The organism is Variovorax pasteuri, from assembly GCF_051216435.1.
Classification (GTDB): Bacteria; Pseudomonadota; Gammaproteobacteria; order Burkholderiales; family Burkholderiaceae_C; genus Variovorax.
This window is the reverse complement of the sequence record NZ_JBPJZS010000004.1, coordinates 310,384-335,979: the sequence shown is the minus strand read 5'-3', so window position 1 is coordinate 335,979 and position 25,596 is coordinate 310,384. Positions and strand designations below refer to the sequence as shown.

Below are 25,596 nucleotides of genomic sequence, written 5' to 3'. Positions count from 1 at the left end.
TTTCAGGACATCGGGCGTTTCAGGCCTCGGCCCCCTGCAGGCGCGCCACGCGGCGCACGCTCTGCGGCGGCTGGCCCAGCGTGCGCAGGAAGGCGCGGCGCATGCGCTCGGGGTCGCCGAAGCCGGTCTCGAGCGCCACCACGCCCAGCGCGAGGCTGCCTTCGTCGATCAGCGCACGCGCAGCTTCCACCCGCAGGTTTTCCACGGCGTGCGCGGGCGACTGCCCCGTCTCGGCCTTGAAGGCGCGGCTGAACTGGCGCGGGCTCAGGTGCGCCACCTCGGCCAGTTCTTCCACCGACAGCGCGTCGCGCAGGTTGGCGCGCGCATGCACCAGCGTCTGCTGGATGCGGTCGGAGCGGGGTTCCAGCGCCAGCAGCGCCGAGTACTGCGACTGCCCGCCCGCACGGCGGTGGTACACGACCAGCTTCTTCGCAATGAACCGCGCCGCCTCCACGCCCAGGTCTTCCTCCACCAGCGCCAGCACCAGGTCGATGCCCGCCGTCATGCCGGCGGAGGTCCACACCGGCCCGTCGTTGATGAAGATGCGGTCGGGCTGCACCTTGATCGCCGGATGGCGCTTCTGCAGCTCCTGCGCAAAGGCCCAGTGCGTGGTGGCGCGGCGCCCGTCGAGCAGCCCCGCGTCGGCCAGCCCGAAGGCGCCCGTGCAGATGCTGGCCACGCGGCGCGCGTGGCGCAGGCCCGCGCGCAGGAAGCGGCACATCTTCTCGGAGGTGGGTTTGATGGTGAGCGCGCCGGTCATCAGCAGCGTGTCGAACCGGGCCGCGGTGAAGCGCTTGCTGTCGGTCGACACGCCCGACGAGCTGGCCACGAGGCCGCCCTCTTCCGACAGCAACTCGACCTTGTAGAGGGTCTTGCCCGCATGCATGTTGGCCAGCTCGAACGCCGCGATGGCCGCAAGGTCGAGGATCTGGAAACCGGGGAAGACGAGCACGCCGATGCGTTTCATGGCCATGTCCTGAAAAGAGGGTTGTCTGTCATTCGAGACGAGAGGGTAAGCCTTGCCGCCCGACCGGGCCGGCGGCAGGGCCATGCGAAGCGGGCTTGCGCACAATGGCCGCATGCCCGATCTCCGCGAATTGACCCGCCAGTTTCCCCGCCCCGGCCGGCTCGACGCCGTGCTGCTGCGGCCCGCACGCCGTGCGCCCGTGCAATCGGTGGATGAAGCGGTCGCGCTCGAAGGCCGGGGCCTGCAGGGCGACCGCAGCAGCGGTGCGGCGCAGCCTGGCGGGCGCCGGCAGGTCACGCTGCTGCAGGCGGAGCACCTGCCGGTGATTGCAGCGCTGTGCGCGCGGGCCGAGGTCGGGGCGGACGTGCTGCGCCGCAACCTGGTGGTGTCGGGCCTGAACCTGATCGCCGCGCGCTCGCTGTTTCGCGACCAGCCGCTGGTGCTGTGCATCGGCGCCGAGGTGCTGCTGGAAATCAGCGGACCGTGCGAGCCCTGCTCGCGCATGGAAGAAGCGCTCGGGCCCGGCGGCTACAACGCGGTGCGCGGGCACGGCGGGCTGACGGCGCGGGTGCTGCGGGGCGGGCTCTTGCGGCGGGGAGATGCAGTGATGTGCCGGCCGGCTGAAGCGGCGGGCATGTCCATGGAGGGCGGCAGACCCACCGGAAATTGAACTGGATGTTCCGGCCTTCGCATCTGCGCCCTGGGCTGCAGACCGAGGCCCCCGCCCCCCGCGATGGGTGCCGCCGCCATCCGGCAGGCGCCAACCGGGCCGCCGCGTCACACAATGGCCGCTCCCCATGACGCACCCGACCCCAACGAACGCGCCCGCGGCTGAAGCCGCAGCGGCCACCACCCCTCACATCCACACCCACATCCACTGGCAGCGCAACCTCGCCGTGTGCATGTTCGGCTCCTTCACCACCATCATCGCGATGACGCTGCTGCTGCCCTTCCTGCCGCTGTACGTCGAGCAGCTGGGCGTGAAGGACCATGCGGCCATCGTGCAGTGGTCGGGCGCGGCCTATGGCGCGACCTTTCTGAGTGCCGCGCTGGTGGCGCCGCTGTGGGGCCGGCTGGCCGACCGCTACGGGCGCAAGCCCATGCTCATTCGCGCGAGCCTGGGCATGTCGGTGGCGATGGCGCTGATCGGCCTCGCAGGCAACGTGTGGCAGCTCGTGGGGCTGCGGCTGCTGGCCGGCCTGCTGGGCGGCTACGCCTCGGGCTCGATGGTGCTTGTGGCTACCCAAACACCCAAGGAGCGCACCGGCTGGGCGCTGGGCACCATGTCCTCGGCCATCATGGCGGGCAACCTGGTGGGGCCGCTGGTGGGCGGCGTGCTGCCGCCGCTCATCGGCATTCGCGCGACCTTCTTCGCGGCGGGCGCGATGATCTTCGTGGCCTTCCTGGCGACGGCCTTCCTCATTCGCGAAGACAGGAAGACGCCGGCCGGCAAGAAGCAGCCGCACGCCACCGACAGCGGCTGGGCCGCCGTTGCGGACAAGCGCCCGCTCGTCGCCATGCTGTTCACCGGCATGCTGCTGATGCTCGCCAACATGTCGATCGAGCCGATCATCACCGTGTACGTGGCCACGCTGGTCGACGACCCGAACCGCGTGACGATGATGGCGGGCCTGGTGATGTCGGCCGCCGCGCTCGGCAGCATTCTTTCGGCCTCGCGGCTGGGCAAGCTGGCCGACCGCGTGGGGCACTGGAACGTGATCGTCGGCTGCCTGGCGGTGTCGGCGCTGCTGCTGGTGCCGCAGGCCTTCGTCACCGCGGGCTGGCAGCTGGTGGTGCTGCGCTTCCTGATGGGCCTGTCGCTCGGCGGGCTGCTGCCGTGCATTGCCAGCGTGATCCGCCACAACGTGCCCGAGCGCGTGGCCGGCAACATGCTGGGCTACTCGACCTCGGCGCAGTACACCGGCCAGGTCGCGGGGCCGCTGCTGGGCGGCTTCGTGGGCGGGCACATCGGCATGCGCGCCGTGTTCCTCGGCACCTGCGTGCTGATGGCCGCGGGCGCCGGGTGGAACTGGCTGGCCAAGCGGCGTCAGCCATAGCGAGATGGCGAGATGGCGAGACAGCGGGCGGCGCGCGCAGCTACTCGCGGATCGTCACGCTGCGGTAGGCCGCGTCGGCCTCGATCTGCGCCTGCGAGAACGGCACGCGCAGCCACTGCCCCGCGCTGTAGGCGCGCGTGTAGTCGGCGTGGTGCGCCGAGGCGGGGTCGTCCGACAGCGAGAAAGTCAGGAAGGTGTGGGCTTCCACACCGCCTTGCGGGAACCGCACGATCTGCATGTAGCTGTTGCCGTTCGGGTTGCCGTCCATGCCGTAGCCGCCCCGGTCGAGGCGGTTTTCCGAACACACGATGGTGAAGTAGCCCTGGTCGTCGCAGCCGCCCGACAGCGGAATCTTCCGGCCGTTGCGCGTCACGAACAGGGTGTCGCCGCGCGGGGCGTCCAGCGCGTAGCCGCTCGCCTGCACGCGCAGCACCGCCGCGCCGAAGGCCTGGCGCAGGTCTTCGGCGGCCGATGCCTGAAGGCCGCGCGGCGTGCCGAGCGGGTCGCTCGCGCTGAAGGGGACGGCGTAGAGCCGGGCCGCGGGCAGCCGCTCGGCGCGCGCCCAGAACTCGTCCCACACGTGGGCGCCGCGCGCCGACGCCGTGCCGGTGTCGTTCCACGCCTTCAGCACCGCGCAGGCGGGGCCGGTATCGACGCTGCGCGGCGGCGAGAACGCCTCGCCGGTCTGCGGGTCGGCCTTGACCGCGATGCGGCGCACGTTGCACACCATGGCCAGCGCGCGGGCCTTGAACAGCTCGGCGGTGTAGGCGCGGCTGTTCAGCGCAGCCCGCTTCACGCCGTCGACCGTTGCGCCGTCAAGCGCCAGCCCCTGCGCGAGCAGATGGCCCAGCCGCGTGCGGAAGGTCTGCGCATCGCTGCCGGCCGGCCCGAAGATGTCCGGGTAGCCCGTGAGCGGCGCCTTCGGGTTGGCGAGCCAGTGGCTGTCGTTCATGTTCGCGACGTAGTCGTCGCGCAGCAGGCCGGGCATGCGCGAAGGGCCGACGGCGCCCTGCTGCACCGAGTCGGCATCGCTTTGCCAGTCGCAGGCGCTGCGCGAGCCGTCGAACACGGGCACGCGCGGCATCGCGGCGCCGAGGGCCTGGCCGGCGGGCGGGGTGCAGTCCTTCACCTGCGCGCCCGGCACGTTGGGCACCGCGCCGATGTCGGCGTACCAGGCCTGAGCGCTGCCGCGGCCCACGGCCACGGTGTTGACCCAGGGAATGGCGGCTTCTTCGCGCTGCACCGAAATCAGCTCGTCGAGCGACTTCGCCTGCCCCCAGCGCAGCCAGGTGCGGAAGGTGCGGTAGTTGTCGGCGTTGATGTCGCGGATGGCGAATGCCGTGGCCGCGTTCCAGGCCAGCGCCGGGTCGATCGCGCCCAGGTTCACCAGCGGGCCGTAGGCCGAGGTGTAGAGCGTGCGCGTCACGGGCTCGACCGCGCCCGAGGGCTGCTTCACCTGCACCGTGATGACGCGGGCCTGCATCTTCACCGGCCGGCCGTCGCGCAGGTAGCTGGTGGCGTCGCCGGGCGTGAGCTGCAACTGGTACAGGCCGAAGCGCCGCGCCGCCGACACCGTGTGGCTCCACGCCACGTTCTCGTTGAAGCCGATGAGGATCACCGGCACACCCAGGAAAGACGTGCCGCTCACGTCGATCTGCCCCGGAATGGTGATCTGCGCCTGGTAGAAGCGGTCGGGCCCGCGCCAGTACCAGTGCGGGTTGCCGAACAGCAGCGGGCTCGCGTCGCCGGTGGCCGCGGTGCCGAAGCCGATCATGTTGCTGCCCACGCCGGCGGTGCCGCCGACTTCCATCGCCAACTGCCGCGGTGCCGTGCCGCTCAGGCCGTGCGACGACACCTGGGCGCCGGGCGGCACCGCGGTCGCGATGTTGGCGACGAAGTTGCTGTAGCCCGCCGCCAGGTTGGTGGCGTACATGCGGCGGTAGATGTCGCGGGCAGTCACGGGCCGCACCCATGCCTCGTTGCGGCAGGCGTCGTGCGCATGGGCATCGGTTTTCAGGTCGCGCAGATAGCGGTTGTAGCCGGCGGCAAAACCTTCGACCAGGCGCTGGATGCTGGCGGGTTGCGCGCGGGCCATGGCATCGACGTGCTCGGCGTCGAGCACGTGCCTGTGGAAGAAATCTGCATCGATGTTCTTCGGCTGGCCGATGGTGCTCCTGGCCGGCACCTGGGCCTCGGCGCCGAAGAACCGCGAGCGTTCCCCGCCGTAGCTAAGGAAGGCGTCGGCCAAGGTGCAGAGGTTGTCGTGCGCCTGCGCGTAGCCATAGCCGTAGCCTGCACCGGCCCAGTCGTCGGCTTTGATGTGCGGCACGCCCATGGCGGTGCGGCGAATCTCGGCCTTGTAGGCGCCATGGGGCGCGGGCGCCGGACGATCGTCGATAGCCGCGCATGCCGCGAGGGCCAGGACAACGGACACGAGAGAAAGCGGCCGAAGGCCGCACGAAAATTTGGCGCGCATGCCTGCTGACGTTCTGGCTGCGCTTTTGTTCAGGCGACAGCGCCGCAGCCGGCGCCCAAAGCCTCAGTGCAACGCGTGCTGTCCCCAGGCGTGCGAAGCCTGCGCATCCGCCGTCACGCGCACCTGGCTCGCCAGGAAGGACGGCGCCAAGCCGAAGTAGCGCTGAAAGGTCCGGCTCATGTGCGCCGCGTCGGTGAAGCCGCTGACCAGCGCCACGTCGGTCAGCGCGCGCTGCCCGGTGAACTGCTGCACCGTGCGGCGCACCTTGGTCCACAGCGCATAGCGCTTGACCGACACGCCCACCTGCCGGGCGAACAGGTGCGTCAGCCGGTCGGGCGACAGGCATGCCACGGCCGCCAGCTCGCGCAGCGCGATCTGCCCCGCGTGCGCGCGAATGGCCCGCAGCACCCGTTCGATGCGCGGGTCGACGGGCGCCTCGCACTCGGGCCCTTCGGTGATGGCCTCGACCATCTTCGCGCTGAGCATCTGCAAGCGCTCGTCGGCCAGGGCACCGCACTGCGCCTGCGCGAAGTCGTCGCGCAGGCGGCCGAAGCGCCGCGCGTCCAGCGGCTGGATGCCGTGGCCGCCCATGCGCCTGGCGAGCATGCGGTAGGCGACGGAGGCCGGGTCGAGGTTGAGCGAGAGCAGCCCGCAGCCGTCGACGTCGAGCCGGCGCGACACGTGCGGCGCCACCAGCGCGGCGGTGCAGCGCACGCGCGTGCCGTCGACCGCCTCCAGGGTGAACGGGTGGCCGCTGACCGAAGCCAGCAAGGTGGCCGACGAGCGGGCCGTCAGGCCCGACTGGATCGCCGGCGTGATGTAGAGGAACCGGTCATCCCACAGATGCAGGAAGTTGTGCGTTGCCATGCGGTCTCGCTTCTGTCGTTGCTTTTGTCTTTGTCTCCAGCGGCGGATTCTCACGCATCGGCACCGCCACGGGCTGCACATGCTGGCGCACCGCCTCCAGCAGCAATGTGGCAAGCCGGCTGGCCGGCGCCTCGGCGTGCGCCTGCGCGCGGTACAGCACGAGCGAGATCTGCGGCAGCGCCGGCAATGACAGCACCGAGCGGTCGAGCGTGCGCACATGCGAGGGCAGCCCGAACGGCGTGCGCACGGTCAGGCCCAGCCCGGCCGAGGTGGCGGCCCACAGCGCGGCCAGGCTGGCGCTGCCGAAGGCCCGGCGCCAGGGCAGGCCGGCGCGGTCGAGCGCGGTGATGACGATCTCGCGCAGCGGGCACGGGGCGTCGAGCATGACCAGCGGCAGGGGCTCCTTGCTCTTGGGCTGCCGCGCGCCGGGGCCGCGGTGCTCGCGCTCCGTCCACCAGGGGGCGTCGACCCGCTCGGGCGCCGTCGGGCCGATCCACAGGAGCGGCAGCTGCGCCACGCGCTCGGCATGCGGCGACAGCGGCTGGTCGCCCACGTCCCACGCCAGCGCCAGGTCGAGCTGGCCGAGCTCGAGCCGCTCGCGCAGCTCGCCGCTGCGCGCCACGCAGGCCTCGATGCGCACCTTGGGGTGGGCGCGCGCAAAACGGCCGAGCACGGCCGGCAGCAGCGTCTCGCCGAAGTCTTCCTGCAGGCCCAGCCGCACCCAGCCCTGCAGGTCGGCGCCGCGCATGGCGGCGCCGGCCTCTTCGTTGAGTTCGAGCATGCGGTGCGCATAGGTCAGCAGCGTTTCGCCGGCATCGGTGAGCGCCAGGCCGCGCCCCTCCTTGCGGAACAGCACGGTGCCGGCCTGCGCCTCCAGCTTCTTCAGCTGCGCGCTCACGGCCGAGGTCGAACGGCCCAGCCGGTCGGCGGCGCGCGCATAGCTGCCGAGCGCGATGCCGGTGGAGAAGGTGCGCAGCACGTCGAGATCGAACATCACCTGGCTCATGTCGTGTCCTTGGAGGGGCTTGGAGGGGCCTGTTTGATCGTCCTGATTTTCAGGACGATAGACGCATTATTTTCTGATTTTCAAAAGCTTTGCGCCAGCGGACACTGCACCGCAACATGACAAATTCGCCCTCTTCCTTATCGCCATCGCCGCGCCACCGCTGGAAGGTGCTGGCCGCCGGCGTGGCCGCCAACGCAGCGTTTTCCGTGGCCTTCAGCGGCATCCCGATGACCGCCGTGCTCATGCGCACCGGCTACCGGCTCGACAACGCCACGCTCGGCCTGGTGCTGGGCCTCATGGGCCTGGGCATCGCGGTGAGCGAGCTGCCCTGGGGCCTGCTGACCGACCGCTGGGGCGACCGGCCGGTGCTGCTCATGGGGCTGGGCAGCACGGCGCTGGCGCTGGTGGCGATGGCGCTGTGGGCCGCGCCGGTGGCGGGGCACATTCCGGGCCTGGGCTGGCTGGCCGCGGGGCTGCTGCTGGTGGGCCTGCTGGGCGGCAGCGTGAACGGTGCGAGCGGGCGGGCGGTGATGACGTGGTTCGACGCCAGCGAGCGCGGCCTGGCAATGAGCATCCGCCAGACGGCCGTGCCGATGGGCGGCGGCATCGGCGCGCTGGTGCTGCCCTTCGTGGCACTGCACTTCGGTTTCGCCGCGCTGTACGGCCTGCTGGCGCTGCTGTGCGTGCTGAGCGCGGCGATGAGCTGGGCCTGGGTGCACGAGCCGCCTGTCGCGCCCCGCACCGGCAAGACCGTGGAAGCCGCGGCACCGAAGAGCGGCCCGCTGCGCGACGCACGCGTGTGGCGCATCGTGGCGGGCATCGGCATTCTCTGTGCGCCGCAGTTCGCGGTGCTGTCCTTCGGCACCGTGTTCCTGCACGACTTCGGCCATGCGGGGCTGGCGACGATCACCGCCACCATGGTCTTCACGCAGGTCGGTGCGATGGTGATGCGCGTGTGGAGCGGCCGCTGGACCGACCGCCGGCGCAACCGCCCCGCCTACCTGCGCGCGTGCAGCGCACTCAGCGTGCTGCTGTTCGCCGGGCTCGCGGTGCTGGTGCTGGCCGCGGGCCATGCGAACAGCAGCGCCGCCGATTCACAGGCGCTGCGCATCGCGCTGGTCGTGCTGCTGGGGTTGAGCGGCGTGTGCGTGTCGGCCTGGCACGGCGTGGCCTACACCGAGCTCGCGACGCTGGCCGGCGCGGCACGTGCGGGCACCGCGCTGGGCATGGCCAACACCAGCGTGTTCCTGGTGTGCTTCGTCACGCCCTTTTCCATTCCCCACCTGCTGGCGCTGCAGGGCTGGGCGCTGGTGTGGCTCGCGGCAAGCGCGTGCGCGCTGGTGGCGATGCCGCTGCTGGTGCCGCGGCCCGTTGCCACGGACGTCTCTTCAGATCAGAAGCTCGCGAAGACCGCGTTCAGCCGGTCGACGTAAGACCGCTTGGCGGCCTCGTCGATGAAGCTGCCTTCGAAGCTGTTGGCCGCAAGCTGCCAGGCGTGCCGCACGCTCAGGCCGGTGGCAGCGAAGGTCTCGAGAAAATTCTGGTTCATGTAGCCGCCGAAGTAGGCCGGGTCGTCCGAGTTCACGGTGGCGACCAGGCCCGCGTCGAGCAGCGTTCCCAGGTTGTGCTGCGACAGGTCGGGGAACACGCAGAGCTTGAGGTTGGACAGCGGGCACACGGTGAGCGGAATGCGGTCTTGCGCGAGCCGCGCCATCAGCGCCGGGTCTTTCGCGCTCTGCACGCCGTGGTCGACGCGCTCGACCTTGAGCACGTCGAGCGCGCTCCACACGTATTCGGGCGGCCCCTCTTCGCCCGCATGCGCGACGAGGTGCAGGCCCAGCTCGCGGCAGCGCGCGAACACGCGCGCGAACTTCTCGGGCGGGTGGCCCACTTCGCTGGAGTCGAGCCCCACGCCGATGAACTTGTCGCGAAACGGCAGCGCCTGTTCCAGCGTCTCGAAGGCTTCTTCCTCGCTCAGGTGGCGCAGGAAGCACAGGATGAGCGAGGCGCTCACACCCAGCTTGGGCTGCGCATCGACGCAGGCGCGATGCAGGCCGTTGACCACCGTTTCCATCGGCACGCCGCGCGCGGTGTGCGTCTGCGGGTCGAAGAACATCTCGGTGTGCACCACGTGGTCGGCCGCGGCGCGCTCCAGGTAGGCCCAGGCCATGTCGTAGAAGTCCTGCTCCTTCAGCAGCACGCTGGCCCCGGCGTAGTAGATGTCCAGGAAGCTCTGCAGGTTGGTGAAGGCGTAGGCCTTGCGCAGTTCTTCCACGCTGGCGTAGGGAATGGACACGCCGTTGCGCTGTGCGAGCGCGAAGATGAGCTCGGGTTCGAGCGAGCCTTCGATGTGCATGTGCAGCTCGGCCTTGGGCATGGCGCACAGCAACTCAGGCAGGCGCTCGGCTGTGATGCGGTCGAAGCGCGTGTCGTAGGTGGGGCGGAAATCAGTCATGGTGGGGAGCGGCGGGTGCTGCTGCGTTGTGATCCCGCAAAGCATAAAGGCTGCCGCCGCCCGCGCGATGCGCGAAACCGTATGGACGCGATGGGCCGTCAGTCGATGCTGCGCGCCGAGCTCGTCAGCGAGCGCGCGCACAGCAGCAAGGTGGGCGCCAGCTTGCGCACGGCCTCGTCCATCGTCCAGCGGCTGGTCGGCGCAACCACGTGCACCGAGGCCACCGGGCGGCCCTGGCTGCCCAGCACGGGCGCGGCGATGGTCATGTCGCCCAGGAACAGTTCTTCCGCATTGGTGGCAAAGCCCTGCTGCCGCGCCTGGCGCAGCGCCTGGAGGATGTCGTCCACGTCGGTGCAGGTGTGCATGGTGTGGGCCACGCGGTCGGAGGCCTCGATGAGCGCACGCGCCTCTTGCTCGGGCAGCGCGCTCAGGTAGGCGCGGCCCGAGGCCGTGCAGTACATCGGGATGCGGCTGCCGATGGGCATGTGCACCGGCACGAACTGTGCGCTGACGAAGCGCGCCACGTAGACCATGTCGAGCCCATCGGGCTCGGTGAGGCAAGACGTCTCGGTCGTCACCTTGGTCAGCTCCGACAGGAACGGGTTGGCCACGTCGATCAGCGAGTGGGCCGCCAGGTAATTGAAGCCGATTTCCATCACCCGCGGCGTGAGCTGGTAGCGCCGCGTCTTGGGATGCTTGCGCACGTAGCCCAGCTTCTCCAGCGTGAAGACCATGCGCTGGGCCGAGCTCTTGGTGATGTCGGTGGCCTCGGCCACGTCGGCCAGGGTCATGGTGCGGCGGCGGGCGCTGAAGGCGCGCAGCACGGCCAGGCCCTTCTCCAGCGACTGGTTGAACAGCAGGCTGGGGCTGTCGTCCTGCGGGGCGGCGGATTCGAAGGGGGCGTCCATGGGGTCGAAGTATAGCGACATCGCCCTTTTGAATCGTATATCGATTCTATAAAGGCGACTAGTGGTTTTCATTAATTGAATATAGATTCAATTGAATCGACTATTGGCACGCATGTTGCATCGGCCCCCAGACCGCTTTTCAACCCTTTCATCCCCAGGAGTGCCTTCATGAACCGAGTCGTCCGTCACCTCCACCGACTTGCCGCCGGCGTTGCCCTTGCCGGTGCCGTCGCACTGGCCAGCGCCCAGGGCGCAGCCCCCGCGAGCTACAACGTGGGCGCCACGGCCACGGGCGTGCCCTTCACCTTCCTGGACGTGAAGACCAACAGCATCCAGGGAATGATGGTGGACACCGTCACCGCCGTGGGCAAGGCGGGCGGCTTCAGCGTGAACGTGCAGCAGACGGTGTTCTCCGCGCTCATTCCCTCGCTCACGGCGCGCAAGGTCGACATCGTCTCGGCCGCCATGCTGAAGACGCCCGCGCGCCAGGAGGTGGTCGACTTCAGCGACCCGGTGTACTCGTACGGCGAAGGCCTGCTGGTGAAGGGCGACGACACCCGCGCCTACGTGTCGCTGGACGAACTCAAGGGCGAGATCGTGGGTGCGCAGGTGGGCACCGTGTTCCTCGACATGCTCACCAAGAAGGGCATCTTCAAGGAGGTGCGCAGCTACGACTCCGTGGCCGACATGACGCGCGACCTCTCGCTCGGCCGCATCAAGGCGGGCCTGGGCGACCAACCCATCATGGCCTACCAGATCCGCCAGAACACCTTCCCCGGCGTGAAGCTGGTCGACAGCTACAAGCCGGTGAACGTGGGCGACGTGTGCCTGGTGGTGCGCAAGGGCGACACCGAGACGCTGGCCCGCCTGAACAAGGCCATTGCGGCGGTGAAGGCCGACGGCACGCTCGCCAGGATCGTCCAGAAGTGGGGCATCTGAGCGCGCGCTGAACCATGGCTGCCCCTACTTTCCTCCAGAACGCGCAGGACTTCCTGCCGATCCTCCTGCAGGGCGCGGTGGTGACCGTGCAGGTCACGGTGCTCGCCTTCCTGCTGAGCAGCGCGCTCGGCCTGGCGCTGGCGCTCATGAAGCTGTCGCCGGTGCGCGCGCTCTCGTGGGCGGCCACGGTGGCCATCAACGTGATTCGCGGGCTGCCGATCATCGTGCAGCTGTTCTACATCTACTTCGTGCTGCCCGAGTTCGGCGTGCAGCTCTCGGCCTTCCAGGCCGGGGTGATCGGGCTGGGCATTGCCTACTCGGCCTACCAGGCGGAGAACTTCCGCGCCGGCATCGAGGCGGTCGACCCGGGCCAGCGCGAGGCGGCGCAGGCCATGGGCATGCGCTCCGCGCTGATCATGCGCCGCGTGATCCTGCCGCAGGCCTTTCGCATTGCGCTGCCGCCCTACGGCAACACGCTGGTGATGATGCTGAAAGACTCCTCGCTGGTCTCCACCATCACCGTGGCCGAGATGACGCGCGCGGGCCAGCTCATAGCCTCGTCGACCTTCCAGAACATGACGGTCTACACGCTGGTCGCCCTGCTCTACCTGCTGATGAGCCTGCCGCTGGTGTACGGCCTGCGCCGGCTCGAACGGCGCTTTGCCGCCGGGAGAAAACAACCATGATCCACGTCGAGGGACTGGAAAAACGCTTCGGCACGCACCGCGTGCTGCAAGGCGTGAGCCTGCATGTGAACAAGGGCGAGGTGGTGTGCCTGATCGGGCCCTCGGGCTCGGGCAAGTCGACCGTGCTTCGCTGCATCAACGGACTGGAGTCTTACGAAGGCGGCGAAGTGCGCGCCTTCGGCGAGCGGGTGGACCGCAACTCGCCCGCCATCCACCGGCTGCGCAGCCGCATGGGCATGGTGTTCCAGCGCTTCAACCTGTTCCCGCACCGCACCGTGCTGGAGAACGTGATGGAAGGCCCGGTGCACGTGCTGCGCCAGGACCCGGCGCGCTCGCGCGAAGAGGCGCTGGCGCTGCTGGCCAAGGTGGGCCTCGCCGAGAAGGCGCAGGCCTGGCCGGCGCAGCTCTCGGGCGGCCAGCAGCAGCGCGTGGCCATTGCCCGCGCGCTCGCCATGAAGCCCGAGGCCATGCTGTTCGACGAGCCCACCTCCGCGCTCGACCCCGAGCTGGTGGGCGACGTGCTCGGCGTGATGCGCGCGCTGGCCGACGAAGGCATGACGATGATCGTGGTCACGCACGAGATGGGCTTTGCCCGCGAGGTGGCCGACCGCGTGTGCTTCCTGCACAGCGGCAGCATCGTGGAGGAAGGTCCCTCCGCGCAGGTGCTGGGCGCACCGCGCCAGGCGCGCACGCAAGACTTCCTGCGCCGCGTGCTGCAGCCCTCCGGTGCCGCGGCGTCCGCGGAGGTGCGCACGTGAGCGGTCGCACATTGCCCCCCTCGCTCTGGGCCGACACCGCGCCCCCCGCACCGCCGACACCCCCGCTGGCCGAGCCGCGCAAGGCCGACGTGCTGATCGTCGGCGGCGGTTTCACCGGCCTGTCGGCTGCGCTGCACCTGGCCGAGGCCGGTGTGCAGGCCTGCGTGCTCGAGGCGCACGAGCCCGGCTGGGGTGCCTCGGGGCGCAACGGCGGGCAGGTGAACCCCTCGCTCAAGCACGACCCCGACGAGCTGTTGCGCATTCACGGCGCGGAGCGCGGCGCGCGGCTGATCGACGCGGTCTCGCGCTCGGCCGACCTGGTGTTCGAGCTGATCGAACGCCACCGCATCGACTGCCAGCCGGTGCGCAACGGCTGGCTGCAGGTGGCCTACGCGCCGAAGGACGTGGCCGGCCTGCACGCGCGCGCCGCGCAGTGGGCCCGGCTGGGCGAGCCGGCGCGCCCGCTTGACCGCGCCGCCGTGAGCGCGCGGCTGGGCACCGAGGCCTTTGCCGGCGGCTGGCTCGACGGGCGGGCCGGCAGCATCCAGCCGCTGGCCTACACGCGCGGGCTGGTGCGCGCCGCGCAGGCCGCGGGCGCGGCGGTGCACGGCGGCACCGAGGTCACGGCGCTGGAGCGGCGCGGCACGCAATGGCATGCCCGCACCTCCACCGGCGCCAGCGTCACGGCCGACCAGGTGCTGATTGCCACCAACGGCTACACCGGCGCGCTGTGGCCCAAGCTCTCGCGCACGGTGCTGGCGGCCAACAGCTTCATCGTCGCGACCGCGCCGCTGAAGGGCGCGGCGGCCGACGCCATCCTGCCGGGCGGCGAGACCGCCTCGACCTCGCAGCGGCTGCTGCTCTACTTCCGCAAGGACGCGCAGGGCCGCCTGCTGATGGGCGGGCGCGGCCACTTCGCCGACCCCGGCGGGCCGGCAGATTTCGCACACCTCGAACGCTCGCTCGAGCTGCTGTTTCCGCAGCTCGGCCCGCTGCGCTACGACTACCGCTGGGCCGGCCGCATCGCGGTCACGCGCGACTTCATGCCGCATGTGCACACCCCCGCGCCCGGCGTGACGGTGGCGCTGGGCTACAACGGGCGCGGCATTGCGCTGGCCACGAGCATGGGCAAGCACGTGGCGGCGCGGCTGGCCGGCGCGCAGGCGGATTTCCCGTACCCGGTGACGCCCATCGCGCCCATTCCGCTGCACGGCCTGCAGCGCTTCTACGTGGCCGGCGGGGTGGCCTGGTACAGCCTGCTGGACCGGCTGGCCTGAGAGCGACAGGTCGCAAAGTTCCGCGCGGCGGCGGGAGAACCTTCAAGAAAGCGCGCAAAGCTTCTATCTAGAATCCGGCGCAGCGACGCCAATCGGGCAAGTGTCCAGTTTTCTCCCGCCCTCTCTGTTTCCCGTCTTTCCATGCACGTAGAAAGCACCCCCCTCGCTGCAAGACATCCGCTTGCCCAGCCAGCCGGGTTGCCCGCCTGCCCGCTCACTCCCACCGCCCCGCCCAAGGACACGCTGGGCTGCATGTCCACCAGCCTGAAGGCGGACCAGGACCTCGCGGCCAACGGCGTGCGGGTGTACCGCAAGACGGTGGACAGCCCCGCGCGCCAGCAGGTGGAAACCGCCGCGAGCGGGCGCGGCGTGCTGGTGGGCATTTCGCTGCGCGACGGCCACCGCCGGCGCATCCTGCATGAGCACCATGCCGCGGTGCACGACTTTGCCAAGGGCACCATCTACATCCGCGACTTCTGCGACCGCTACCGCGCGGACATGCACAGCGGCTTCGACTTCGTGCTGCTCGAGATCTCGCACCCGGCGCTGGAGCGCGCCATCGACGACAAGCCGGGCCCGCGCGCAGGCGGCCTCGCGGCGGTCACGGCCGTGCGGGACGAGGTGCTCGCCCATCTCGCGCTCGCGCTGGCGCCCGCGCTCGAACACCCCGCGCAGGCCAGCCTGCTGTTCGTCGACCAGGTCTGCCTCGCCATGACCAGCCACCTGGTCGATGCGCACGGCCACGCGCCGCCGGCCGCCGAGCCCCGCACCCAGCGGGTGCTTTCGCGCTCGCACGAGGCACGCGCCAAGGAGATGCTGCGCGACAAGATCGACGGCACCATCTCCATCGCCGAGATTGCGGACGCCTGCAACCTGTCGCGCAGCTACTTCATCCACGCCTTCCGCGAAACCACCGGCCAGACGCCGCACCAGTGGCTGATCGCGCAGCGGCTGGAGCGCGCGCAGGCGCTGCTGATGGACTTCGAGCGCCCGCTGGCGGACGTGGCCGCGGCCTGCGGCTTCGCGGACCAGAGCCACTTCACGCGCGTCTTTTCGCAGTACACGGGCACGCCGCCGGGCACTTGGAGGCGCAAGATGCGGGTCGAGCGATAGACGGCCTTTCTTCCCACCCACCCACACTCTCACCCTGCGAGGCTTTGATGAGCGCACTGCCCCACGCGAACCCCCTTCTCGTGCCCGACCGGGCCACCGAGCACATCCTCGGGCCCGACTCGGCCCCGGTCACCGTCATCGAGTTCGGCGACTTCGAATGCCCCTCGTGCCGGCAGGCGCACCCGGCCGTGCAGCTGCTGCTGTCGCACTTCGCGCACCAGGTGCGCTTCGTGTTCAGGCACTTTCCGCTGCGCGAGGTGCATCCGCACGCGGAGCTGGCCGCCGAAGCCTCCGAGGCGGCCGGTGCGCAAGGCAAGTTCTGGCCGTACGCCGAGCTGCTGTTCAACCACCAGAGCCATCTGGACGCCAGCCACCTGGACGCCTATGCGAAGCAGCTGGGCCTGGACATGCCGCGCTTCGACAACGAGCTGAAAGACAGCGTGTACCGCCAGCGCGTGCAGGAGCAGATGGAAATCGGGCGCCGGCTGACCGTGCGCGCCACCCCCACCTTCTATGTGAACGGCACCTTCACGGACGTGTCCTTCGGGCTGCAGCAGCTGCGCGACGCAGTGGAACGCGCGCTGAAGTAGCCCGCCGGCTCAGGTCGCCTTCACCGCGTCCACCAGGTACCGCACGAAGGCCTTGCCCGCATCGGGCAGCGGCCGGCCGGCCATGGTCTCGATCTCCAGGTGGCGCTCGTTCATCTCGCGGTCTTTCAGGGGAATGGCCACCAGCGCCTTGCTCTGCAACAGCGTGCGCATCGACAGCGCACCATAGAACGCGATGCTGCCGCCGCCGGCCGCCGCGAAGCTCAGCAGCGCATTCGCATGGTTGCTGGACATGGCCTGCGCATAGCGCAGCCCCTGCCGGGCGCAGCTGGCGTCGAGCAGGCGCCGTATCGAGCTGTCTTCCTGCGGCAGCCCCAGCGGGTAGGCCACCACCTGGCGCAGCGCCAGCTGCCGCTGCGCGGCCAGCGGATGGTCCTTGGCCATCACGGCCAGGATGGGGCTGGGGTGCCGCAGCTCGATCTCGATGCCGGGCTCGGGCGCCGCACTCAGGGTGATGCCCACGTCGGACTCGCCGTCGCGCACCCGCCTGGAAATGTCACCCGGAGAGCACACCTCCAGGTGAAAGCGGATGCCCTCGTGCTTGCACCTGAAGCGCGCGATCAGCGTGGGGATGAAGTCGAACGCGAAGCCCTCGGTGCTCGCCACGCGCACATGCCCGCTGCGCAGGCCGCGCAGGCCGGCGATGTCGTTGGCGACCCGCTCGATGTCGTGCTGCGCCCGCCTGGCATGCGCGGCCAGCAGCTCGCCCGCGGCATTGGGCACCATGCCGCGCGCGTGGCGGTCGAACAGCAGCGTGTCGAGCTCGCGCTCCAGCCGCGCCACCTGCCGGCTCACGGCCGAAGGCGCGACATTGAGCCTGAGCGCGGCGTCCTTCACGGAGCCGGTTTTCACCACCTCTAGAAAGTAGCGCACGGCGGTTTCCTGCAAGGCGCGAAGCGACATGAACTCTCCTGTGTGCAGGGCCCGCAGCGACCCGTGTCGATTGCCGATTCGGCAACGCAAGATTCTAAACATTGCGCTTGTGGCAGCTGCCTGCGACTCCTAGGATGGCCTTGCCCTTCCCTCGATTCCCAGGAGTTAAACGATGAACCGTCTCCCGCTCATGGCTGGCATGGCACTGTTGTGCGGCCTTGAACTCGGCGCCCTGCCGCTGACCGCCGCCGCCGCCGAGACGGCCTTTCCCACGCGCCCGATCACGCTGGTCATTCCGTTTCCGCCCGGGGGCGCGACCGACGTCAACGGCCGCGTCATCGCGCAGCGGCTCGGCAAGGAGCTGGGCCAGCCCGTGGTCATCGAGAACCGCGCCGGCGCGGGCACCGTGATCGGCGCGAGCTACGTGTCGAAGGCGGCACCCGACGGCTACACGCTGCTGGTCAGCTCGGGCACCACCTTCACCGTGAACCCCGCCATCCGCCCCAACCTGCCGTACGACCCGGTGAAGGGCTTCGAGCCGATCGGCATCGCCGGGCGCACCGGCCTGATCCTGCTGGCCAACAGCGACGTGCCGGTCAAGACCGTGCAGCAGTTCGTCGACTACGTGAAGGCCTCGCCCGGCAAGTACTCATACGGCTCCTTCGGCACCGGCACCACCGCGCAGTTCGCCGGCGAAAGCGTGCTGCATGCCGCCGGCCTGAAGATGACGCATGTGCCCTACAAGGGCAGCGCCCCGGCCATGACCGACCTGATGGGCGGGCAGATTCCGTTCAGCATCGACACCGTGAGCGCGGCGATTCCGCAGCTCAAGAGCGGCAAGATCAAGGCCATTGCGCTCACCACCGCCAAGCGCTCCGCGCTGCTGCCCAACGTGCCCACCATGGCCGAGAGCGGCTACCCCGGCATCGACATGGACACCTGGCTGGCGCTGGTGGCCCCCAAGGGCCTGCCCGCCGACGTGAAGGCAAAGCTCGAGAAGGCGCTGGCCGTGACCATTGCCGACCCCGACACGCGCGCCAAGCTGCTGGCCCAGGGCCTGGAGCCGGCCTACAGCAACGCCGCCGCGACGAGCGAGCTCATCAACCGCGAGCTGCCGGTGATGCGCGCCGTGGCGGCGCGCGCGAACATCACGGCCGACTGATGAACCCGACGAACACATCGCACGGCTCAGGCGCAGCGGGCACCGAGCTCGTCGAAAAATCCGCCGTCGAGTTGCGCCGCCTGATCGGCACCAAGCAGGTCTCGCCCGTCGAACTGCTGGAGGCCTGCATCGCGCGCATCGAGCGCGTGAACCCCTTCGTCAACGCGGTCACCGCCACCTGCTTCGAGCGTGCGCGCACCGAAGCCGCTGCCGCGGAAAGCGCCGTCATGCGCGGCGACACGCTCGGCCTGCTGCACGGCCTGCCGCTGGGCGTGAAGGACCTGGAACCCACCGAGGGCCTGCTCACGACCTGGGGCTCGGCCATCTACCGCGACCACGTGCCGACCGAAGACATCGAGCTCGTGGCACGCCTGCGCCGCGCGGGCGCCATCGTGGCGGGCAAGACCAACGTGCCCGAGATGGGCGCCGGCGCCAACTCGCGCAACGAGGTGTGGGGCGCCACCGGCAACCCCTTCGACCCGAACCTCAACGCTGGCGGGTCGTCCGGCGGCTCGGCGGCCGCGCTGGCGTGCGACATGCTGCCGGTGTGCACCGGCTCGGACACCGGCGGGTCGCTGCGCATTCCGGCGGCCAAGTGCGGCGTGGTGGGCTTTCGGCCCTCGCCCGGGGTCGTGCCCAGCGTGCGCAAGCCGCTGGGCTGGACGCCCATCTCGGTGGTCGGCCCCATGGGCCGCACCGTGGACGATGCCTGCCTGCAACTGGCCGCGTCCGCCGGCATGCACGCCGGCGACCCGCTCACCTATCCGCTGGACCCGCTGTCCTTCCTGGCGCCGGCGCACGTCGACCTGGCCACCCTGCGCGTGGCATGGACCGAAGACTTCGGCACCTGCGCCGTGGACGACGGCATCCGCGCCGCCTTCCGCCAGAAGATCGAGGCCATGCGGCACCTGTTCCGCCGCTGCGACAAGGTCGAGTTCGACCTGGGCGAGGCGCACCGCTGCTTCGACGTGCTGCGCGCCGAGGCCTTCGTGGCCGGCATGCACGCGGCCTACGAGCGCGACCCCGACAGCCTGGGCGCGAACCCGCGCGCCAACTACGAGATGGGCGCGCGCATGAGCCTGCTCGACAGCGCCTGGGCGCAGGCCGAGCAGACGCGCCTGCTCAAGCGCTTCCAGGCCACCTTCGCCGACTACGACCTGGTGCTGTCGCCCACCACGCCGGTCACGCCCTTTCCCTGGACGCAGCCGTACGCCAGCCACATCAACGGCGAGCCGCAGGCCAACTACTACCGCTGGCTGGCGCTGACCTATGTGGTCACGCTGACCACGCACCCCGCCATTTCGCTGCCCTGCGGGCTCGACCATGCGGGCATGCCGTTCGGGCTGCAGGTGGTGGGCGGCTTCAGGGCGGACCACCAGGTGCTGGGCGCGGCGCGGGCCATGGAAGCGGCCTTCTCGGCGCATGCGCAGTTGCGCCGTCCAAGGCCCGACCTGTCGGCGTTGCGCGCGGCCGAGCCTGCGCTGACGTCGATCGTCAAGACACCGCCGATCTGCCAGGGTGCTGGCACGGCGACGGCCGCCGTCTCAGCCGTTTGAAGGCCGTCTGAACGCCGTCTGAAGGCCGTCCGAAGGCCGGCCATTCAGCGCAGCAGGTGCGTCGCCACGTCCTCGCCCAAGGCCGCATCCACCAGATGGAAGTGCGCCACCTGCCGCCGCTGGATGCTCTCGGGCACGCCGTCCATCGACGCCGCGATGTTGGCGGCCAGGCGCTGCCGCTCGCCGTCGTCCATGCGCCGGTACAGCGCGGCCGCCTGCGCGTAGTCGCCCAGCCCCTGCCGGTCGTCGAAGCGCGCGGCATCGCCGCTCAGCGACAGCGCGGGCTCCGCCAGCCGGCGGTCGGGGCGCGGGCCGCCGAAGGAGTTTGGCTCGTAGTAGGCGTCGGTGCGCGCCGGCACGTCCATGCGCATGGCGCCGTCGGCGTGGTAGGTGTGCACCTCGGACCTCGGCCGGTTCACCGGCAGCGCCGCGTGGTGCGTGCCCACGCGGTAGCGCTGCGCGTCGGCATAGGCCAGCAGACGTCCCTGCAGCAGCTTGTCGGGCGAGATGCAGATGCCCGGCACCAGGTGCGCCGGGTCGAAGGTGGCCTGCTCCACCTGCGCGAAGTAGTTGTCGGGGTTGGCGTCCAGCGTGAGCAGGCCGAGCTCGACCAGCGGAAACGCGTCCTGCGGCCACACCTTGGTGGGGTCGAAGGGGTTGAAGGGCAGGCTCTGCGCCTGCGCCTCGCTCATCAGCTGCACGTGCAGCGCCCAGCGCGGATGCTCGCCGCGCTCGATGGCCTCGAACAGGTCGCGCTGCGCGCTCTCGCGGTCGTCGGCGATGGCTTCGCGCGCCTGCGCGTTGGTCAGGTGGCGAATGCCCTGCTGCGTCTTCAGGTGGAACTTGACCCAGGTGCGCTCGTTGGCCGCGCTGATCAGCCCGAAGGCGTGCGCGCCGTAGCCGTGCATGTGGCGGTAGCTCAGCGGCAGGCCGCGGTCGGAGAACAGCATGACGATCTGGTGCATGCTTTCCGGGGAGAGCGACCAGAAGTCCCAGATGGCGGTGGGCGAGCGCAGGTGGCTGACGGGGTGGCGCTTCAGCGCGCGCACCAGGTCGGGAAACTTCTGCGGGTCGCGGATGCAGGCCACCGGCAGGTGGCTGCCGACCAAGTCCCAGTTGCCTTCCTGCGTGTAGGCCTTCAACGCAAAACCGCGCATGTCGCGCTCCGCATCCGCGCTGCCGCGCTCGCCCGTGAGGCCCGAGAAGCGCACCAGCACCGGCGTGTGCTGGCCCGGCTGCAACACGCTCGCACGGGTGTGGCGCGCAATGTCCCCGGTGATGCGCAGCGTGCCGAAGGCGGCCGCGCCCTTGGCGTGCAGCACCCGCTCGGGAATGCGCTCGCGCGCCAGGTAGGCGAGCTTCTCGGCCATCTGGTAGTCCTGCAGCAGGATCGGCCCGCGCGGACCCGCGGTGATCGAGTGTTGGCTGTTCGCCACGGGCGCGCCGCCGGTGGTGGTCAGGGTGGGCGGCCTGCTGCTTTCGGGGGGCATGGGATGGGCTTGGGTCGGTGGCTCGGGGCAGATGCCCGTGGCGATGTGTACCCCGGGGCGGCCGGCGCGTCTTGAAGAAGAGTCGCGCGGGTTGAATGCCGTGGCCGGGGCGCTTCTCAGCAAGGCAGGGCAAGCCATGCGAGCAGCATCTCGCGCGCGGCCATCGCCCGGTCAGCATGCGGTAAGCATCCGCAAACTAATTTCGAGTGCGGCCGTCTGCGTCGCAGTGCCACCTTTTGTGCTTTTCGCGGACCGCCATCAAGATCATGAGTCGTCGTTTGCCCAGTGCCGGGAAGAAGGCAGCCTCTCGCAACCGTCGCGCTGCATCCCTTAGGCAAAACGTCGTGGCCGCTGCCTGCGGCACCGTGACCTGGGCCATGCTTGGAGTGGGCGTCCTCGCCAGCGCGCCGGCGGTCTCCCATGCCATGTCGGCGGAGGACCTGTTCCAACGCGCGTCACCATCGATCTGGGTCATCAGCACGCTCGATCCTCAAGGCAAGCCGCTCAGCACTGGGACCGGCGTCGTGATCGAACGAGGAAGGCTTGTCACGAACTGCCACGTACTCGCGAAAGCCGGGGCGATCATGGTGAAACACGAGAACGTGACGTTCCAGGCGCAACTCGAATATCCCGACACGGAACGCGACCTGTGTTCGGTCAAGGTCGACAATTTCACGGCGCCTGCCGTCACGACGGCGTCCGTGGCCACGCTGAGAGTGGGGCAGAAGATCTACACAATCGGCACCCCGCGCCTGCTCGAGCAAACCATGAGCGACGGCCTGGTCTCCTCCCTGCGGCGAAACAGCAGCGGAGCCATCGAGTACATCCAGATCTCCGCACCGATTTCGCCCGGCTCGAGCGGCGGCGGCTTGTTCGATGAACAAGGCCGACTGGTGGGAATCACGACCTCGGGCATCACAGGCACGGCTCAGAATCTCAACTTCGCACGACCGGCCGATTGGATTTTCGACCTGCCCGAGCGGGGCCGCCTCGCCTTGGCGGCGTACAACAAGCCGTCAAGCACGCCCCCGGTGGTGCAGCAAGGCCCGGCGCGTCCCGACGTGCCAGGTTCACCCAGGTTGCACCTGGAGATGCCGATGCTGCTCGGCAAGACCTGGGCGTATCGGCATCCGCGCGATCCAGCGACCTTCGGCACCGTCGAGTTGACGTTTTCAGCCGGCCGCATCTTTGCAAGGAACGCCATGTCGACCGCATGGGGCTCCTGGGAGGTGCGAGACGACACCATGTGCGCGACGTTCAACGTGCCCGGCTGGAGTCGTATCTGCTACTACACCGTGAAGGATGGGGAGGACGTTCAGCTGGTCAACGCTGCGAGCGGAGAGCGAACCAAGCTGAATGTGCGGTAGAGCGAGCCCTTTCGTTTGCGCGCGCGACGCCGCAAATGTGCAAAGCGCAAGCCAACACGACAAGACCGCACCGGCGCCATGGCGCACCATTCACACTGCGCGCTGCGAACTTGCGCGTCGCCCTCACGTGAAGGTCTTCCATGAAACCCACCCTGCCCCAACTCATGAGCCTCAACGGCGGCTTCGTCGACACCGCGGGCTTCCTGGCGCTGCACGGCCTGTTCACCGCGCACGTGACGGGCAACTTCGTGACCATCGGTGCGGCGCTGGTGCACGGCACCTCGGGCGCGCTGACCAAGCTGCTGGCGCTGCCGGTGTTCTGCGTGGTGGTGATGCTCGCGCGCTGGCTGAGCTACGGCCTGCCCGGGTTCGGCCTGCCGGTGCTGCGCACGATGCTGATCCTGAAGGCCGCGCTGCTGCTGGCCGGCGGCATCCTCGCCATCCACTACGGCCCGTTCGCCGACGGCGACAGCGCCACCGCGATGCTCACGGGCCTGGTGCTGGTGTCGGCCATGGCCATCCAGAACGCGGTGCACCGCATCCACCTGGGCAGCGCGCCGCCGACCACCCTGATGACCGGCACCACCACGCAGGTGATGGTCGACCTGGCCGACCTGCTGCGGGGCGTACAGGCGCCCGAAGAAGCCGCCGCCGCACGCACGCGCATGCGACGCATGGCGCTGGCCGTGGCCTGGTTCGCCGCCGGCTGCGCGGCGGCGGCGCTGATCTACGCGCGATGGAACATGTGGTGCTTTGCGGTGCCGCCCGTGCTGGCCGCGCTGTCGGTGGTGCTCCAGCGCAGCACGCATGAAGGCGACCCCACCGCGCCACCGGCGGCGCCTGCACTCAAGGCCTCACCCGGTCACTTGTAGAGCCAGCGCGCCATCAGGCGCGTGTACCTCGGCATGACGACATACACCATCAGCCCGACGATGGCCGCCGATGCAATCAGGTGTTCGACCCAGTAGTTCGACACCACCGGCACTTGCGCCAGCAGCCGGTGAAACACCGCCGGCACCGCCACGGTCAACGGGTAGATCACCGACAGCGTCAGCAGGAACTGCTTGTAGCGCTTGGCCGGCGGTTGCCCGGCGGACGGGTGAAACCAGAACTCGAGGCCGGTGCGCGTTTCGACCTTCTCGTCGGCGTCGAGCAACGGAGCCACCTCTTCGACCAATTCCCGGCGCGCCCCGGAGGCGAACCAGTCCTGCGCATGCGCGAGCGAATCGAAGCGGATGGTGATGGTGTACTGCAGGCCGCCGGCCGCCGGGTGAATGACGTTCACGCCGCGGTGCCCCGGAAAGCGTGCGGCGATAGGCACCACCTTCTTCAGCCATTGCTCGTAGGCGGCCACGGCCTCGCGCCTGACCGTCTGCTGGATCACGGCGGTGACGGTTTCGGCGCCGGGCAGCGCGCGCCCGGCAATCTGGTCCAGCGTGGCGGTGCGCAGCTCGGGGTGGCGGTCGTCGGCGGTCATGCGCGCGCTCCTTGTCAAAGGCCGAGCAGTGTGCGGCCCTCGCCGGCCAACAGGTCGTGCGTCTCGGGGTGCGCACGCATGTAGGCGGCGAACACCGGGCACTGCGGAATCACGTGCAGCCCGCGCTCGCGCGCCGAGGCCAGGCCCGCGAGCACCAGCTGCTTCGCAATGCCCTGCCCTTGCAGCGCCTCGGGCACCAGCGTGTGGATGAAGGTGATGACGTCGCCGTCCAGCGAATAGATGGCAACCGCGCGTTCGCCCTGCGACGCGTATTCGAAGCGGTGCTTCGCGGGGTTGTCCTGAACCGAAGAGGGCGTGGAAGAAGTGGTCATGAAGGGTTCTCGATAGGGGCGCTTCAATGCAGATGCGGCAGTTGCCGCGCGGCCTGAGGCGCTGTGGTTCCGGTGTCGGCATTGTTTCCGAACCGGTGCACCAGATGGGCGCAGATGGCCAGGGCCAGGTGTTGCTGCACGGCCGAGCCTTCGGGCTCGCGCCGCTCGAACAGGGCCAGCACGGCCGCGCCCAGGTTGCACATCACCGGATCGACCAGGCCCGGCGCGCAGGCCAGGCCGCTCACGCGCGCCAGGCCCGCCGCGTCGGCCACGCCGCGCACCAGCGCGCGCGGCACATAGAACTGCAGCGCGTCCAGCGGCGTGCCCAGGTAGCTCGCCACCTCGTCGCGCAGGTCGACGATGCTGATCGCGCCGGGCGCATAGCCGCGCACCACCGAAGGCCGCCCGCGCACCCAGAGTTCGTGGTGCGCCACACCGACGAGGTGCAGCGTGACCGCGAAAGCGTCTTCGGGCGGAATCTCCTGCTTCATGCCCAGCTGGTCGGGCAGGCAGGTGATGCGCGTGGCGACGAACGGCGCCGCGGATGCCGTCGGCAACATGACGAGCGCGGGCGCGCACGGCACTTCGAAGTACCGTCCCAGCAGGTCGCCGTAAGCGCCTGTCGCGTGCATCGGGGAAGACGGCCGCCTCGGATCTTCTCAGCCCTGGCGCACCGACTCGAACAGGAACCAGGTGCGCCGCTCGGCCTCGTCGATCCAGTTCTCCAGCACGCTGGCGGTGGCCACGTCGCCGTACTCGTCGCACACCGTGTGCGTGGCGCGCATGAAACCGGCCAGGCGCTGGTTGTCCTCGCGCAGCTCGGCCAGCATGCCGATGGGGGTCACGAAGTCGGCGTCGTTGTCGGACAGGCGCTGCAGCCGCGCGGCATGGCCGGTGGAGCGCAGCGTGGTGCCGCCCACCTTGCGCACGCGCTCGGCAATGGGGTCGACCGTGGCGAAGATCTGGTCGGCCTGTTCGTCGAGCAGCAGGTGGTAGTCGCGAAACGACGGGCCCGACATGTGCCAGTGGAAGTTCTTGGTCTTGAAGTACAGCGCGAACACATCGGCCAGCAGCACGTTGAGCGCCGCGGAAATGTCGCGCGTGGCATCGGCGCCGAGGTCGCTGGGCGTGTGCAGCGACGCGGTGCGGCGTGCCTTGGTGCTGCCGGCCAGTGCCTTGACGGACCTGGCGGTCTTGACGGGTTTGGAGGTGGCCATGAGGT

25 protein-coding genes are annotated in these 25,596 nt (G+C 69.8%); 13 read left to right on the top strand and 12 right to left on the bottom strand.

The genetic code is table 11. The features are described 5' to 3' along the window. Nucleotides 1-19: 19 nt before the first annotated feature. Entirely contained in the window at nucleotides 20-967 is a 948-nt protein-coding gene (locus tag ACSFBM_RS17915) for a GlxA family transcriptional regulator (protein WP_435485538.1), read from the bottom strand. Between the two features lie 112 nt (nucleotides 968-1,079). Here ACSFBM_RS17915 and ACSFBM_RS17910 point away from each other — a divergent pair, with 112 nt between their 5' ends. Both ACSFBM_RS17910 and ACSFBM_RS17905 read left to right on the top strand, forming a co-directional pair. Continuing rightward, a complete protein-coding gene (locus ACSFBM_RS17910; protein WP_435485537.1) occupies nucleotides 1,080-1,637 on the top strand; it encodes an MOSC domain-containing protein in 558 nt (185 codons plus the stop codon). A gap of 127 nt (nucleotides 1,638-1,764) precedes the next feature. Further along, nucleotides 1,765-3,024, top strand: coding sequence for an MFS transporter (locus ACSFBM_RS17905; protein ID WP_475544912.1), 1,260 nt, complete (start codon nucleotides 1,765-1,767; stop codon nucleotides 3,022-3,024). 40 nt (nucleotides 3,025-3,064) lie between these two features. Here ACSFBM_RS17905 and ACSFBM_RS17900 read toward each other — a convergent pair whose 3' ends face one another. From ACSFBM_RS17900 to ACSFBM_RS17890, 3 genes are all read right to left on the bottom strand, one after another. Further along, nucleotides 3,065-5,500, bottom strand: coding sequence for a penicillin acylase family protein (locus ACSFBM_RS17900; RefSeq protein WP_435485536.1), 2,436 nt, complete (start codon nucleotides 5,498-5,500; stop codon nucleotides 3,065-3,067). A gap of 63 nt (nucleotides 5,501-5,563) precedes the next feature. Beyond that, a complete protein-coding gene (locus ACSFBM_RS17895) occupies nucleotides 5,564-6,367 on the bottom strand; it encodes a helix-turn-helix domain-containing protein (RefSeq protein ID WP_435485535.1) in 804 nt (267 codons plus the stop codon). Beyond that, nucleotides 6,333-7,373: a LysR substrate-binding domain-containing protein gene (locus ACSFBM_RS17890; protein WP_435485534.1), complete on the bottom strand. Its 1,041-nt coding sequence runs from the start codon at nucleotides 7,371-7,373 to the stop codon at nucleotides 6,333-6,335. Before ACSFBM_RS17890 ends, ACSFBM_RS17895 begins: the two co-directional genes overlap by 35 nt. 116 nt (nucleotides 7,374-7,489) lie before the next feature. Here ACSFBM_RS17890 and ACSFBM_RS17885 point away from each other — a divergent pair, with 116 nt between their 5' ends. Next, entirely contained in the window at nucleotides 7,490-8,806 is a 1,317-nt protein-coding gene (locus tag ACSFBM_RS17885) for an MFS transporter (protein WP_435485533.1), read from the top strand. Here the strand turns inward: ACSFBM_RS17885 and ACSFBM_RS17880 are convergent. Both ACSFBM_RS17880 and ACSFBM_RS17875 read right to left on the bottom strand, forming a co-directional pair. Beyond that, nucleotides 8,767-9,828: an adenosine deaminase gene (locus ACSFBM_RS17880; protein WP_435485532.1), complete on the bottom strand. Its 1,062-nt coding sequence runs from the start codon at nucleotides 9,826-9,828 to the stop codon at nucleotides 8,767-8,769. The genes ACSFBM_RS17885 and ACSFBM_RS17880 overlap by 40 nt on opposite strands. Before the next feature lie 98 nt (nucleotides 9,829-9,926). Further along, nucleotides 9,927-10,736, bottom strand: a complete 810-nt coding sequence (locus ACSFBM_RS17875; RefSeq protein WP_435485531.1) for an IclR family transcriptional regulator — start codon at nucleotides 10,734-10,736, stop codon at nucleotides 9,927-9,929. A gap of 168 nt (nucleotides 10,737-10,904) precedes the next feature. Between ACSFBM_RS17875 and ACSFBM_RS17870 the strand changes: the two genes are divergently transcribed. From ACSFBM_RS17870 to ACSFBM_RS17845, 6 genes are all read left to right on the top strand, one after another. Next, nucleotides 10,905-11,675: an ABC transporter substrate-binding protein gene (locus ACSFBM_RS17870; RefSeq protein ID WP_435485530.1), complete on the top strand. Its 771-nt coding sequence runs from the start codon at nucleotides 10,905-10,907 to the stop codon at nucleotides 11,673-11,675. 14 nt (nucleotides 11,676-11,689) lie between these two features. Continuing rightward, on the top strand, nucleotides 11,690-12,361 hold the full coding sequence (gene ehuD, locus ACSFBM_RS17865) for an ectoine/hydroxyectoine ABC transporter permease subunit EhuD (RefSeq protein WP_435485529.1): 672 nt from the start codon (nucleotides 11,690-11,692) through the stop codon (nucleotides 12,359-12,361). Next, nucleotides 12,358-13,119 carry an amino acid ABC transporter ATP-binding protein gene (locus tag ACSFBM_RS17860; protein WP_435485528.1) on the top strand — a complete coding sequence of 254 codons (762 nt, stop codon included), beginning with the start codon at nucleotides 12,358-12,360 and terminating at the stop codon, nucleotides 13,117-13,119. Before ehuD ends, ACSFBM_RS17860 begins: the two co-directional genes overlap by 4 nt. Beyond that, the gene (locus ACSFBM_RS17855) at nucleotides 13,116-14,396 is read left to right on the top strand and encodes an NAD(P)/FAD-dependent oxidoreductase (protein WP_435485527.1); all 1,281 of its coding nucleotides are present in this window, start codon (nucleotides 13,116-13,118) and stop codon (nucleotides 14,394-14,396) included. The genes ACSFBM_RS17860 and ACSFBM_RS17855 overlap by 4 nt, the downstream gene beginning before the upstream one ends. Before the next feature lie 252 nt (nucleotides 14,397-14,648). After that, nucleotides 14,649-15,509 carry a helix-turn-helix domain-containing protein gene (locus tag ACSFBM_RS17850; protein WP_435485526.1) on the top strand — a complete coding sequence of 287 codons (861 nt, stop codon included), beginning with the start codon at nucleotides 14,649-14,651 and terminating at the stop codon, nucleotides 15,507-15,509. 47 nt (nucleotides 15,510-15,556) lie between these two features. Continuing rightward, complete coding sequence (locus ACSFBM_RS17845) at nucleotides 15,557-16,099, top strand: DsbA family protein (protein ID WP_435485525.1); 543 nt, start codon at nucleotides 15,557-15,559, stop codon at nucleotides 16,097-16,099. Between the two features lie 9 nt (nucleotides 16,100-16,108). Here the strand turns inward: ACSFBM_RS17845 and ACSFBM_RS17840 are convergent, their stop codons facing one another. Then, nucleotides 16,109-17,020 carry a LysR family transcriptional regulator gene (locus ACSFBM_RS17840; protein ID WP_435485524.1) on the bottom strand — a complete coding sequence of 304 codons (912 nt, stop codon included), beginning with the start codon at nucleotides 17,018-17,020 and terminating at the stop codon, nucleotides 16,109-16,111. 142 nt (nucleotides 17,021-17,162) lie between these two features. On the opposite strand from ACSFBM_RS17840, the gene ACSFBM_RS17835 reads away from it, so the two are divergent. Further along, the gene (locus tag ACSFBM_RS17835; protein WP_435485523.1) at nucleotides 17,163-18,152 is read left to right on the top strand and encodes a Bug family tripartite tricarboxylate transporter substrate binding protein; all 990 of its coding nucleotides are present in this window, start codon (nucleotides 17,163-17,165) and stop codon (nucleotides 18,150-18,152) included. Next, on the top strand, nucleotides 18,152-19,708 hold the full coding sequence (locus tag ACSFBM_RS17830; protein ID WP_435485522.1) for an amidase: 1,557 nt from the start codon (nucleotides 18,152-18,154) through the stop codon (nucleotides 19,706-19,708). Before ACSFBM_RS17835 ends, ACSFBM_RS17830 begins: the two co-directional genes overlap by 1 nt. A 44-nt stretch (nucleotides 19,709-19,752) precedes the next feature. Here the strand turns inward: ACSFBM_RS17830 and ACSFBM_RS17825 are convergent, their stop codons facing one another. After that, nucleotides 19,753-21,198: a catalase gene (locus tag ACSFBM_RS17825; protein ID WP_435485521.1), complete on the bottom strand. Its 1,446-nt coding sequence runs from the start codon at nucleotides 21,196-21,198 to the stop codon at nucleotides 19,753-19,755. A gap of 344 nt (nucleotides 21,199-21,542) precedes the next feature. Here ACSFBM_RS17825 and ACSFBM_RS17820 point away from each other — a divergent pair, with 344 nt between their 5' ends. Beyond that, entirely contained in the window at nucleotides 21,543-22,565 is a 1,023-nt protein-coding gene (locus ACSFBM_RS17820; protein ID WP_435485520.1) for a S1C family serine protease, read from the top strand. 140 nt (nucleotides 22,566-22,705) lie between these two features. Continuing rightward, nucleotides 22,706-23,437: a DUF1275 family protein gene (locus ACSFBM_RS17815; RefSeq protein ID WP_435485519.1), complete on the top strand. Its 732-nt coding sequence runs from the start codon at nucleotides 22,706-22,708 to the stop codon at nucleotides 23,435-23,437. Here the strand turns inward: ACSFBM_RS17815 and ACSFBM_RS17810 are convergent. From ACSFBM_RS17810 to ACSFBM_RS17795, 4 genes are read right to left on the bottom strand one after another with little or no spacing between them, the layout of a single operon-like run. Beyond that, nucleotides 23,428-24,042: an antibiotic biosynthesis monooxygenase gene (locus tag ACSFBM_RS17810; protein WP_435485518.1), complete on the bottom strand. Its 615-nt coding sequence runs from the start codon at nucleotides 24,040-24,042 to the stop codon at nucleotides 23,428-23,430. The two genes, ACSFBM_RS17815 and ACSFBM_RS17810, sit on opposite strands and share 10 nt — an antisense overlap. A 14-nt stretch (nucleotides 24,043-24,056) precedes the next feature. Further along, nucleotides 24,057-24,374, bottom strand: coding sequence for a GNAT family N-acetyltransferase (locus ACSFBM_RS17805; protein ID WP_435485517.1), 318 nt, complete (start codon nucleotides 24,372-24,374; stop codon nucleotides 24,057-24,059). Between the two features lie 23 nt (nucleotides 24,375-24,397). Next, nucleotides 24,398-25,006 (bottom strand): AraC family transcriptional regulator, encoded by a 609-nt coding sequence (locus ACSFBM_RS17800; protein WP_435485516.1) that lies wholly within the window; start codon nucleotides 25,004-25,006, stop codon nucleotides 24,398-24,400. A gap of 27 nt (nucleotides 25,007-25,033) precedes the next feature. Then, entirely contained in the window at nucleotides 25,034-25,591 is a 558-nt protein-coding gene (locus tag ACSFBM_RS17795; protein WP_435485515.1) for a Dps family protein, read from the bottom strand. Between the last annotated feature and the right edge of the window lie 5 nt (nucleotides 25,592-25,596).

What these genes read in the sequence shown, in the direction of transcription:
- ACSFBM_RS17915 (WP_435485538.1), bottom strand. Translation starts at nt 967, where the DNA reads ATGAAACGCATCGGCGTGCTCGTCTTCCCCGGTTTCCAGATCCTCGAC.
- ACSFBM_RS17910 (WP_435485537.1), top strand. Translation starts at nt 1,080, where the DNA reads ATGCCCGATCTCCGCGAATTGACCCGCCAGTTTCCCCGCCCCGGCCGG.
- ACSFBM_RS17905 (WP_475544912.1), top strand. Translation starts at nt 1,765, where the DNA reads ATGACGCACCCGACCCCAACGAACGCGCCCGCGGCTGAAGCCGCAGCG.
- ACSFBM_RS17900 (WP_435485536.1), bottom strand. Translation starts at nt 5,500, where the DNA reads ATGCGCGCCAAATTTTCGTGCGGCCTTCGGCCGCTTTCTCTCGTGTCC.
- ACSFBM_RS17895 (WP_435485535.1), bottom strand. Translation starts at nt 6,367, where the DNA reads ATGGCAACGCACAACTTCCTGCATCTGTGGGATGACCGGTTCCTCTAC.
- ACSFBM_RS17890 (WP_435485534.1), bottom strand. Translation starts at nt 7,373, where the DNA reads ATGAGCCAGGTGATGTTCGATCTCGACGTGCTGCGCACCTTCTCCACC.
- ACSFBM_RS17885 (WP_435485533.1), top strand. Translation starts at nt 7,490, where the DNA reads ATGACAAATTCGCCCTCTTCCTTATCGCCATCGCCGCGCCACCGCTGG.
- ACSFBM_RS17880 (WP_435485532.1), bottom strand. Translation starts at nt 9,828, where the DNA reads ATGACTGATTTCCGCCCCACCTACGACACGCGCTTCGACCGCATCACA.
- ACSFBM_RS17875 (WP_435485531.1), bottom strand. Translation starts at nt 10,736, where the DNA reads ATGGACGCCCCCTTCGAATCCGCCGCCCCGCAGGACGACAGCCCCAGC.
- ACSFBM_RS17870 (WP_435485530.1), top strand. Translation starts at nt 10,905, where the DNA reads ATGAACCGAGTCGTCCGTCACCTCCACCGACTTGCCGCCGGCGTTGCC.
- ehuD (WP_435485529.1), top strand. Translation starts at nt 11,690, where the DNA reads ATGGCTGCCCCTACTTTCCTCCAGAACGCGCAGGACTTCCTGCCGATC.
- ACSFBM_RS17860 (WP_435485528.1), top strand. Translation starts at nt 12,358, where the DNA reads ATGATCCACGTCGAGGGACTGGAAAAACGCTTCGGCACGCACCGCGTG.
- ACSFBM_RS17850 (WP_435485526.1), top strand. Translation starts at nt 14,649, where the DNA reads ATGTCCACCAGCCTGAAGGCGGACCAGGACCTCGCGGCCAACGGCGTG.
- ACSFBM_RS17845 (WP_435485525.1), top strand. Translation starts at nt 15,557, where the DNA reads ATGAGCGCACTGCCCCACGCGAACCCCCTTCTCGTGCCCGACCGGGCC.
- ACSFBM_RS17840 (WP_435485524.1), bottom strand. Translation starts at nt 17,020, where the DNA reads ATGTCGCTTCGCGCCTTGCAGGAAACCGCCGTGCGCTACTTTCTAGAG.
- ACSFBM_RS17835 (WP_435485523.1), top strand. Translation starts at nt 17,163, where the DNA reads ATGAACCGTCTCCCGCTCATGGCTGGCATGGCACTGTTGTGCGGCCTT.
- ACSFBM_RS17830 (WP_435485522.1), top strand. Translation starts at nt 18,152, where the DNA reads ATGAACCCGACGAACACATCGCACGGCTCAGGCGCAGCGGGCACCGAG.
- ACSFBM_RS17825 (WP_435485521.1), bottom strand. Translation starts at nt 21,198, where the DNA reads ATGCCCCCCGAAAGCAGCAGGCCGCCCACCCTGACCACCACCGGCGGC.
- ACSFBM_RS17815 (WP_435485519.1), top strand. Translation starts at nt 22,706, where the DNA reads ATGAAACCCACCCTGCCCCAACTCATGAGCCTCAACGGCGGCTTCGTC.
- ACSFBM_RS17810 (WP_435485518.1), bottom strand. Translation starts at nt 24,042, where the DNA reads ATGACCGCCGACGACCGCCACCCCGAGCTGCGCACCGCCACGCTGGAC.
- ACSFBM_RS17805 (WP_435485517.1), bottom strand. Translation starts at nt 24,374, where the DNA reads ATGACCACTTCTTCCACGCCCTCTTCGGTTCAGGACAACCCCGCGAAG.
- ACSFBM_RS17800 (WP_435485516.1), bottom strand. Translation starts at nt 25,006, where the DNA reads ATGCACGCGACAGGCGCTTACGGCGACCTGCTGGGACGGTACTTCGAA.
- ACSFBM_RS17795 (WP_435485515.1), bottom strand. Translation starts at nt 25,591, where the DNA reads ATGGCCACCTCCAAACCCGTCAAGACCGCCAGGTCCGTCAAGGCACTG.